The sequence below is a fragment of the Rickettsia endosymbiont of Culicoides newsteadi genome, from assembly GCF_002259525.1.
In the GTDB taxonomy this organism is placed as follows: Bacteria; Pseudomonadota; Alphaproteobacteria; order Rickettsiales; family Rickettsiaceae; genus Tisiphia.
Genome location: NZ_MWZE01000041.1, coordinates 1 through 10,531 on the forward strand (window position 1 = coordinate 1; position 10,531 = coordinate 10,531).

Here is a 10,531-nt window from a genome sequence, read left to right on the forward strand (position 1 = left end):
TGAGTAAAGAATAGTAACAATAAAGAGAACGAAAGTTAAAGAGTTAATGAATAAGTATTCTGAATAAAATCCGTAATTATGTCGAGGCTCTAGAAGCCGTGGGAATGAGAGGTCACTCAAGGATATTTATAAGAATGCAGAAACCATTATGGCACTCGATGCCGAATATATGACCGCTTCCTTTGTGGCTCTATTTTTTTATTTTCTTTCTTGACAAATTCACTCGTCCATATATGACAATATATAGGTTCAGTTAAGAAAATCGTCATTGCGAGCCACCGTAGGTGGCGTGGCAATCCATTTCTAATCACTTTTCTGGATTGCTTCGTCGACCTTACGGTCTCCTCGCAATGACGGTTTCTCAATTATTGTTTTCTTAAACTGACGCTTATACAATGACAACGAAGCCGTGGCAATAGCATTGAGACATTATATATCAAGTTTAATATACTATATATAATATTAATACAATATTTTTAATTGTATTATATGTATCATAGTTACTATCTTATGTCAATATATAGGTACGTAGATTATTTTAAGATAATTAAATTATTAATTTATTTATATAACCATGGCAATTTAAAAAGTTGCAAAAAAGTACAAAACGCTATTAGCGAGACCATTACATGGTCGAAGCAATCCACATTTATTAGATTGCTTCGTCGCTACTAAAGTAGCTTCTCGCAATGACGCCAAGCTATTTTCTATATGACTTTTAAATGCCATGCGTAAGGTGAGTTATTTATAATATGCCACCCCTGCTAACTCTTAATGTCACCCCTGCTTCGGTGCGGGGTCTAAACCACAACTGTTGAAAGTTAGAAGGTAAGCGGGTTTTAGATAGGTTTTCTGTCATTGCGAGACCACGTAGTGGTCGTGGCAATCCATCTTTGGTTACTTTTCTGGATTGCTTCGTCGACCTTACGGTCTCCTCGCAATGACTTATAAACCTACAACCCGTCATCATCGTAATGACGTTTTGGTAAAAATGCTCGTCATTGCGAGCGAACGTATGTGAGCGTGGCAATCAACATTCATTAGATTGCTTCGTCGTGCTTTAGCACTCCTCGCAATGACGGTTTTTCAATTATTGTTTTCTTAAACTAACGCTTATGCACAATGACGTGGGGGATGTTGTAAGCCTCATAGGTCATTACGAGAAGGGTGTGAATATTTTTTATAAAATATTCACAATAATACTTAGTGTACATTATAATTGGTGTATATTATACAAATTGGGTAGATAAAAACAATTATTCTTGTCCCGAATTAATGTTATTTATCGTTAACGTAATAGCCATCAGAAAGGTTAGTTTATATGCTAGTACAATATTTATTGGATCTTTATCATAAAGGCAATCAAGAAATTTTAATGTTAATAATTATGATAGTTTCAATCATTCCATTGATTATTTTTATTAAGACAATAATATTTTCAATGCTCAAAAACTATATTAATCAATGGCATCCTGATTATCAGAAAATATTTAAAAAATATTCTATATACACATATTTATTACATACATTACTAGCTTTATACCTTATATTTTGGGATAATATCTTACAGACATTTCCTACTTTATCTTGGATGATTAGCATCAAGAATGTTGCGATAATACTCTATACAGGTAGCTTTGTTACAATGCTAATCCTATCTCTTATCGATGCTTTTGCGGATATTTATCGAAGCAGACTGACAATTTCCATCCAATCATATTTAAGTTTATACACTCAAATATTAAAGATACTTATTATCTCGGTTGCTACCATTATCATTATTTCCAGCATTTTGAATGTTTCTCTTAGTGCATTTTTTACTAGCTTGGGAGCAGCAGCAGCGTTGTTAACCTTTCTATTTAAGGATACGGTTGTGGCTTTGCTAGCAAGCTTACAACTAATTTCGCAAGATATAATACGAATTGGTGATTTTGTTAGTATTAGTCAGTATAATGTTGAAGGTACCGTAGAGAAAATTACTATTACATTAGTTAAAATTAGGAATAATGATCAGACTATTTCAACAATACCGACATCTAGTCTTTTAACGACTAATGTAGTGAACTCACGTGGTATAACTGACTCAATGGCAAAAAGGATTCAGGGAGCAATCTGTATTGACATAAACAGTATTTTGTCGGTTTCGACTATAGCATTTATACAAGAGTTAAAAAAATCACCATATTTGCTAAAGGAAGTAATGGATAAAGTGGATTTAAAACAGCTAGATGATTATGTAACAAATATCAAGATATTTAGGCTATATATAAAAGAATATTTGAAAAATCACCCGATGATCTATCAACAAAATTTCACCTTTCTGGTGCGTCAGTTGACTCCAACCCCTAATGGTCTGCCAATAGAGTTATGTGTCTTTACCCATGAAACGAGGAAGGGGCTATTTGAAGATATCCAATCAGATATTTTTGATCATTTGATGGCGGTGCTACCTGATCTCAAATTAAAAATATTTCAAAATAGTAATAATTAAAACTGGATATAATAATGACTTTAGAAACCAAATTTAATTTAGCTTCTGCCTACCAAATTCTTGCAATTCTGGGCTTCGATGATCATACATATACCCATCTATCTGCAAGACCTAAAGGAGCTGACTATTACTATATTTATCCTTTTGGGTTAAGGTTTGAGGAAGTAACTAGCGATAATTTACTGCAAGTTAGTTTAGATGGAACAATTATAAAGGGCAATGAATATAATTATAGTAAAACCGGCTACGTTACTCACGGTAATATATACAAAGAAAGGTCGGATATTTTATCTATCTTTCATCTGCATACTCCAGCAATTGTTGCTGTATCATCTATGCGAGTAGGATTGATGCCAATAAGTCAGTGGGCACTACATTTTTATCAAAAACTATCTTATCATGAGTATAACTCTCTTATACTGACCTCCAATCAAACTAGTAAAATACTAGACGATCTTGGGCAGAATTATGTTATGTTTCTACGTAATCACGGAATATTAGCCTGTGGCAGGACAATACATGAAGCGATGTTTTATACTTATCATTTAGAGCAAGCATGTAAAACCCAATGTTTAGCATGTTCAACAAATCAGGAGTTAATCATACCATCTCCAGAAACTTGCAAGAAATCAGTGCAAGATTTATTGTCATTTGAGGAAGATTTAGGCAAACGTGACTGGATAGCTTGGCTTAATTTGCTCAAGACGGCTAGGAAAAATTTTTAATAGGTTTATGGTGAGAAAGCGACGCTCTTAAAATTAAATAGCCAGTTTAACTGAGGATGAATATATTTTATAATATAGTGAAATTAATATGACAGTAGAACTTTTTGATAATATATCAACCAAAAAAACTAATATTGTTAAAGATAACAATAAACCACCGAGAATGAGGGTAGGTACTGATGAATTCTATGACCTACTAATTAATAGTGATGTCTTTGTTGATAAAAGCCTAATGGTAAAAGAATTGCTAGAAGATAGTGGTAAAGTTATATTGATCACCAGACCAAGGCGTTGGGGTAAGAGCTTGAATATGAACATGCTCCATAAATTTTTTGAAATAGAGGTGGATGAGAGAGGTAAGCCTTTACCTGAAGAGGATAGAGTAAATAGTAAGCTATTTATCGGGGGTGAAGTAGATTTAGGACTAGTAACAGGTAGAAAGAAGTTACTTAAGAAGTTGAAAATAGCTCAGCACTCAGATGTAATATCTGAGCATCAAGGTCAATTTCCGGTGATTTCCATAAATTTTAAGGATGTTAAAGGCAGTAACTACCAAGAAATTGAAAATGGGATAAAAAATCAAGTAACTAATTTATTTACAAACCATCGATACTTAAAGCGTTATATAACAACAGATGAAAATTTACTAGATGAGGCACAAAAGGAAAAGTTAAATCGATATTTTACAGGAAAGCTTGATAAGGAAGACTTAAAAGATAGTTTACGGGTTTTGAGTGAAGTATTGTACAAACATTTTGGTCAAAAAGTTTACATATTAATCGATGAATACGATACGCCGATCAATAGTTCATACATTAAGTTTGGTAACAAGCCAGAAGAATTTGAACAGGTACTTGAAATGTTTCGCGGGATGTTTGGCAGTAGTTTAAAAACTAATCCTTATTTAGAGAAAGGCGTAATAACCGGCATATTACGAGTTGCTAAAGCTAATTTATTTTCGGATTTGAATAATGTTAGTGAATATAGCTTGCTTGATGAAGAATTTTCTAAGTTCTATGGTTTTACTCAAGCAGAAGTTGATGAATTGTTAGCAAAAGTACCAACAGCAACTAATCCTGAACAAATTAAAGCTTGGTATAATGGCTATAGTTTTGGCGGAGAAATCATCTATAATCCATGGTCAATTATGCAATGTTTGGCTCATAAAGGCAAGCTTGATCATTATTGGCTTGATAGCGGTGGCACTGGGCTTGTTGATAAAGCATTGTTATCAGATGAGATGCAGGAAGATTTACAGAGCTTAGCTGCCGGCAAGAGTATTATCTCACCGATTGTCAAACAAATTAGTTTTGCTGATATCAACAAGCCAGTAGGATTATTTAGCTTGTTGTTATTTAGCGGTTATTTAAACCCTATTGCTAAAAAACCAGAAGAAGATATTTACGAATTGTCGGTACCAAATAAAGAGGTACGATATATATATAATGCCAGAATGCTCCAATGGGTAACTGATCAGTTACAAATTGATCACTCTCGATATTATTCTTTTGCTACTTTGCTGCCGGCAGGTAAAATAGAACAGTTTAAAGAAAGATTGCAAGAATTATTGTTAAATGCTACTAGTTTTTACCAAACTGGCGAGAAAAAAGCTGAGCTATTTTATAGTGGTTTTATGCTAGGTTTGATTAATACCTTAGCTTCTGACTACATAATAGACAGTGAAAGAGAAACCGGTAGCGGTAGGGCTGATATTATGTTGATACCTAGAGCTGGAAAGCAAGACAACGCCATTATTATTGAATATAAAATATGTAAATCTCCTGATACTCTAGAATCTGTTGCCAGAGAAGGGCTAGAGCAAATAGCAAAAAAACGATATGATGCTAAAATAAAAGAATACTCCCATGTTCAAAAAATCATCAAAATATCTATGGCTTTTTGCGGTAAGGAAGTAGCACTAGAATACCAAATATAGTTAATTGAGAAGAAGTTGGTAGATATAGTCAATTCAGGGGAATTGGGTAGCAGGAGCGATGGAGCGACGCCTATATGTAATAGGAGAGCGACAACGTCACCAACTTCTCATCAATTGACTATAATGGTGTTATTGGTATTTTTTATTGTATATTAAGTAGTTTTTTATTGATTTTTAATCAAGGAAGGCATAAAGTTAGAGTCTGTTTTTTGTTTTTCGGAAAGCTCCTGAGGTTAGAGCGAAACTATCTTCTAACCTTGGTGGCTTGACATTACATAGTATCGTCTTCCAGAAATGCTATTATTTTTCCACATAGTAAATTAGACCTTATATCTTGAAAATCTAGAGTATGATACTCAACTCTTAATAACGTAAAATAATAAATTATGAATTTTATTGATGAAGCTAAAATATATTTAAAAGCGGGTAATGGTGGTGATGGAGCAGTTAGTTTCCATCGAGAGAAATATATTGATATGGGAGGACCTGACGGTGGAGATGGTGGTCGTGGTGGTAGCATTATTTTCAAGAGCAATTCTCACCTTAATACTTTAGTAAATTTTAGGTATAAACTACATTTTAAAGCAGATAATGGTGAAAATGGTAAAGGGTCAAACCGAACTGGTAAATCTAAACCCGCTTTACTCTTACAAGTACCAGTTGGAACACAAATATTTACGGAACATAATGATATTTTACTATATGATTTTACTGCAGATGAACAAATTTTTGAAATAATTAAGGGGGGAAAAGGGGGGCTTGGTAATAGCCATTTTAAGTCATCCATTAATCAAGCTCCGCGACGTAGAACTGAAGGTATCGTAGGAGAAGAAATGTGGGTAAATTTACAGCTCAAACTACTTTCAGATGTTGGTCTTATAGGTTTACCTAATGCAGGAAAGTCAACCTTTCTTGCAGCAACAACATCAGCCAAGCCTAAAATTGCTGATTATCCATTTACTACACTAAGCCCAAATCTTGGGGTTGTTTATGTGGATGATGAAGAATTTGTGATAGCTGACATCCCAGGCTTAATAGAAGGAGCCCATTTGGGACATGGGCTTGGTGATAAGTTCCTAAAACATATTGAGAGGTGTAATTTATTGATTCATCTGATATCAGCAACAAGTGATAATTTATTGGCTGATTATCAAACTATTAGGAATGAGCTTGAATCATATTCAAACTTATTAAAAAATAAGACAGAAATAATCTGTTTAAATAAGTGCGATGTTTTGTCAGAGGAAGAAGTTCAGGAAAAAATTACCGAGTTACAAAAAATTACTAGTGAAGAAATTTTTGTAGTTTCTGCCTATACAAGAAGTGGATTGAATATGATAATAAAAAAAGCTCTTGAAAACATAAAAAGTACCAGACTGTAAAATTAATCTTGTTAGACATTGTGAACAAAATCTAAATGAAGAATCTTCAATGAAAATAGCGACTTGGAATATTAATTCGATAAGAATGAGACTACAACATTTACGTGACTTTTTAACAGAAGTAGATCCCGACATTGTTTTACTACAAGAAATAAAGTGTGAGACTGAGAAATTTCCTTTTGATGAGCTATCGGATTTGGCGTATAACTTATATGTACATGGTCAAAAATCCTATAATGGCGTTGCTATTTTATCAAAATTTCCAGCTGATGAAGTAATAAAAGACTTCCCTACCATTAATTGTCTAGATCAAGCACGACTGATAGAAATCACTGTACAAACCCCAATAGGTTTTTGTAGCATTACTTCATTATATGCCCCTAACGGTTCATTGGTAGGTAGTGATAAATTTGAAATGAAATTAAGATTTTATGACGATTTAACTAATTATTTACAAGCCAAGAAATCTCTTGATACTAAGATAATAATTGGAGGAGATTTTAACATTGCTCCTTTTGATATTGATGTATACTCAGCAAAGGAGTTACAAAATACTACTTGTTTTACTAATGAAGAAAAACAACGATTGAGAATTATTCTAAATTCTGGGTTTGAAGATTTATATAGATTATCAAACCCTACTAAACAAGAATTTTCTTGGTGGGATTATAGAGCAGGTTGTTTTGAGCAAAATAAAGGTATGCGTATTGATATGATACTTGCCTCGAGCAATGTTGCCGATTATTTAGATAATTGCTACATGTATTATAATTTACGAGCTAAAGTTAAACCTTCTGATCATATACCCGTTGTTGCTATCGTAAATTCAGGAGAATTTGGGGCTAGGAGCGATGGAGCGACGCCTATAAGTAATAGGCGATAATCAAGTTTTTTTGCAGAATTTAGTTAACTTACTGTCATACCTGCGTAAGCAAGTATCCAGATTCCCGCCTACGCGGGAATAACAACTTTTCTGTTGGAACAAATGGGCAAATACTATTTGGCTTAACTATATAACAAATTACCAAACAGAAGGAGAGAATTTTGCCAAAAAAACATAACCTAATAAATTATGACTATAATGCCTATAGCACTGTAAGAAGGCTAATAGTTGACCATATAAGACCATATCTAAAACAGATTGGGATAGCAGTATTGTTTATGGTAGTTAACGCTTGCTGTAATGCTTATATTGTTGAATTAGTCCAACCAACCATTGACCAAATATTTTTAACACATCATCGTCAAATGTTATTATTTTTACCGTTAATGGTAGTACTAACATTTACTATTAAAGGTATTGCTGAATATTATTCAAGTTATTTAATTAAATTTGTTGGTCAGAGAATTTTAACTGATTTGCAAATTAAAATGTATGAACATTTATTATTTGCTGATATTCTATTTATTCAGTCTCAATCATCGGGGCGTTTAATATCACGTTTTACTAACGATATTTCGATGATGCGTGGTGCAGTATCGAATATACTGGTATGTTGTGCCAAACATTTTTTAACAGTACTAGGTCTGATCATAGTGATGTTTAGGTTAGAACCTAAGCTATCTTGTATTGTATTTATGGCATTTCCAGCAGCAATTTATCCAACACAACAATTAGGACGGAAAATTCGCAAAATATCCGGTCAAGCTCAAGAGGAATTAGCTAATTATACTTCAAGGTTAGATGAGACTTTTGGGTCAATTAAAATTGTTAAGTCTTTCTTAGGAGAGAAAATTGAAAGCAATCGAGCTTTATTGATTTCCAGCAATATTTTACGTTTTCTAAAAAAAACTGCCAAATTGGATGCACTGATCTCACCGCTTATGGAAATATTAAGTGGTATAACAGTTGGTGGGCTTATTTGGTATGGTGGATTGTTAGTCATAGAAGGAGAGACTACTCCAGGAGCACTTTTTGCTTTTATTACAGCCTTTATCACAGCGTATAGACCTTTTAAGAGTTTGGTGTCTTTAAATATCAACCTACAAGAGGGAATTGCTGCGACAAGAAGAATATTTAATATTCTAGATACTGAGCCTGTTATTAAAGATAGTGTAAATGCTCAAACTGTTCCGTTAGTTAATCCATCAGTAGTTTTTAACAATGTAGAGCTAAAATTTAATAATAAAGTAGCTTTAAAGCATCTGAATTTACAATTAATGCAAGGAAAGACTACAGCTGTTATAGGACGTTCTGGTAGCGGCAAAACTTCATTAGCTAATTTATTAGTAAGATTTTATAACCCAACTAGTGGGCAAATTTTAATTGATGATTACGATATTAAAGATATAAAAATTGACTCTTTAAGACGGCAAATCTCTTTAGTAACACAAGATACTACATTATTTGACACTAGCGTTGCAGAAAATATTGCTTATGGTAACCCAGATGCCACTCGCAGTGAAATTATTACTGCGGCAAAATATGCTGATGCTGATGAGTTTATTTCACAGCTCCCATTCGGTTATGATACGATGATTGGTAATCAAGGTTCAACGCTTTCAGGTGGGCAGCGTCAACGTTTAGCGATAGCTAGAGCCTTTTTGAAGCCAGCAGCAATTTTAGTTTGGGATGAGGCAACAAGTTCGTTAGACCAAAATTCTGAGCGATTAATTTTAAATTCTTTAGTAAATCTTCGTAAAGGTAAGACTACCTTAATTGTCACCCATCGTTTATCGAGTATTAAGGATGTTGATCACATAGTTGTTATGAAATCTGGTATGATATTTGAGCAAGGAACTCACTCACAGCTTATAGAAAATAAAGCCGAATATTATAAATTATATCATAAAGAATTAGGAGAGGGGGAGAAGTGATAAGGTTAATATAGAAAAATAAATATACTACTATGATTTTAAGATTGAGATTGTGGTTAAGTTATTTAATATAAGGTTTATAAAAATTGATTTACAAATGTACAAATTTTCTTTCATTGATTTATTTGCTGGGATCGGAGGATTTAGGATTGCGTTGCAGTCAATAGGTGGAAAGTGTCTTTTTTCATGCGAAATAAATGAACATTGCCAAAAAATGTATCAAGAAAATTTTGGTGAAATTCCAGCTGGAGATATCAAAACAATAGATCCAAATGATATACCGGAGTGTGATGTTTTATGTGCAGGATTTCCTTGCCAACCCTTTAGTATTTCAGGTAAAAAAATGGGATTAAAAGATGAACGTGCAAATGTAATTGAATCAATATTTAATATCGTAAACCATTCAAAGCCTAAAGTTGTAATGCTAGAAAATGTGAAGCATTTATTACATCATAACAATGGTGAAACGTTGCAACACATTGTATCAAACCTTAATAAGATAGGCTATAACATTTCTTACAATATACTAAATGCAAAAAATTTTGGAGTTCCACAAAATAGAGAAAGATTAATTATTATTGCAAGTTTAAATGGTAAGTTTGATTTTTCTAAGCTTAAAAAACAAAAAAGTATAAAAATTCATGATATTTTGGATCAAGAAGGGGATTTTGAATTTCTAGAATCAGATGAATATAAAATTATAGAGAATCCAACTAGACAACAAAGTGGTTTAATATTTTGTGGATATAGGAATAAAAAGATAAGAAATAAAGGAGTTAGGGAGGGAACTGAGCATTTATCTAGAGTTCACAAACAACCAAACAGAATATATTCAATTGAAGGTACGCACCCAACATTATCATCGCAAGAAACTTCGGGGCGTTATTGGATATTACTTAATAATGGACGTGTAAGAAAACTAACAATAAATGAGTGTTTTAAAATTATGGGATTTCCTGAAGACTATAAACTAAAATCTTCAATATCTGAGTTATATAAACAAGTTGGAAATTCTGTATGTATTCCAAAGGTAAGAATTATAGGAGAAGCTATAGTTGAACAATTACTGTGATTTATTGAGTTTATTATTTAATTTACGTCAATTCGGGATAAGGGATAAGAAAAAATAAAGGAGATATAGGAGTTGCAAGGAGTTAATGCCTGTGATAAATGTTTTTTT

The 10,531-nt window shown here is 33.0% G+C and carries 7 protein-coding genes; all 7 read left to right on the top strand.

What is annotated here, in order from left to right:
* Positions 1-1,321: 1,321 nt before the first annotated feature.
* Positions 1,322-2,491: a mechanosensitive ion channel family protein gene (locus tag RiCNE_RS03945; RefSeq protein ID WP_239832673.1), complete on the top strand. Its 1,170-nt coding sequence runs from the start codon at positions 1,322-1,324 to the stop codon at positions 2,489-2,491.
* A gap of 14 nt (positions 2,492-2,505) precedes the next feature.
* Positions 2,506-3,216: a class II aldolase/adducin family protein gene (locus tag RiCNE_RS03950; RefSeq protein WP_094649317.1), complete on the top strand. Its 711-nt coding sequence runs from the start codon at positions 2,506-2,508 to the stop codon at positions 3,214-3,216.
* An 88-nt stretch (positions 3,217-3,304) separates the two neighbouring features.
* Positions 3,305-5,152, top strand: coding sequence for an AAA family ATPase (locus RiCNE_RS03955; RefSeq protein WP_094649318.1), 1,848 nt, complete (start codon positions 3,305-3,307; stop codon positions 5,150-5,152).
* Positions 5,153-5,538: 386 nt separating this feature from the next.
* Complete coding sequence (gene obgE / locus RiCNE_RS03960; protein WP_094649319.1) at positions 5,539-6,534, top strand: GTPase ObgE; 996 nt, start codon at positions 5,539-5,541, stop codon at positions 6,532-6,534.
* Positions 6,535-6,583: 49 nt separating this feature from the next.
* A complete protein-coding gene (xth, locus tag RiCNE_RS03965; RefSeq protein WP_094649320.1) occupies positions 6,584-7,417 on the top strand; it encodes an exodeoxyribonuclease III in 834 nt (277 codons plus the stop codon).
* Positions 7,418-7,578: 161 nt separating this feature from the next.
* Positions 7,579-9,351, top strand: coding sequence for an ABC transporter ATP-binding protein (locus RiCNE_RS03970; protein WP_094649321.1), 1,773 nt, complete (start codon positions 7,579-7,581; stop codon positions 9,349-9,351).
* A 97-nt stretch (positions 9,352-9,448) separates the two neighbouring features.
* Positions 9,449-10,423, top strand: a complete 975-nt coding sequence (locus tag RiCNE_RS03975; protein WP_094649323.1) for a DNA cytosine methyltransferase — start codon at positions 9,449-9,451, stop codon at positions 10,421-10,423.
* Positions 10,424-10,531 lie beyond the last annotated feature (108 nt).

What these genes read in the sequence shown, in the direction of transcription:
- RiCNE_RS03945 (WP_239832673.1), top strand. Translation starts at nt 1,322, where the DNA reads ATGCTAGTACAATATTTATTGGATCTTTATCATAAAGGCAATCAAGAA.
- RiCNE_RS03950 (WP_094649317.1), top strand. Translation starts at nt 2,506, where the DNA reads ATGACTTTAGAAACCAAATTTAATTTAGCTTCTGCCTACCAAATTCTT.
- RiCNE_RS03955 (WP_094649318.1), top strand. Translation starts at nt 3,305, where the DNA reads ATGACAGTAGAACTTTTTGATAATATATCAACCAAAAAAACTAATATT.
- obgE (WP_094649319.1), top strand. Translation starts at nt 5,539, where the DNA reads ATGAATTTTATTGATGAAGCTAAAATATATTTAAAAGCGGGTAATGGT.
- xth (WP_094649320.1), top strand. Translation starts at nt 6,584, where the DNA reads ATGAAAATAGCGACTTGGAATATTAATTCGATAAGAATGAGACTACAA.
- RiCNE_RS03975 (WP_094649323.1), top strand. Translation starts at nt 9,449, where the DNA reads ATGTACAAATTTTCTTTCATTGATTTATTTGCTGGGATCGGAGGATTT.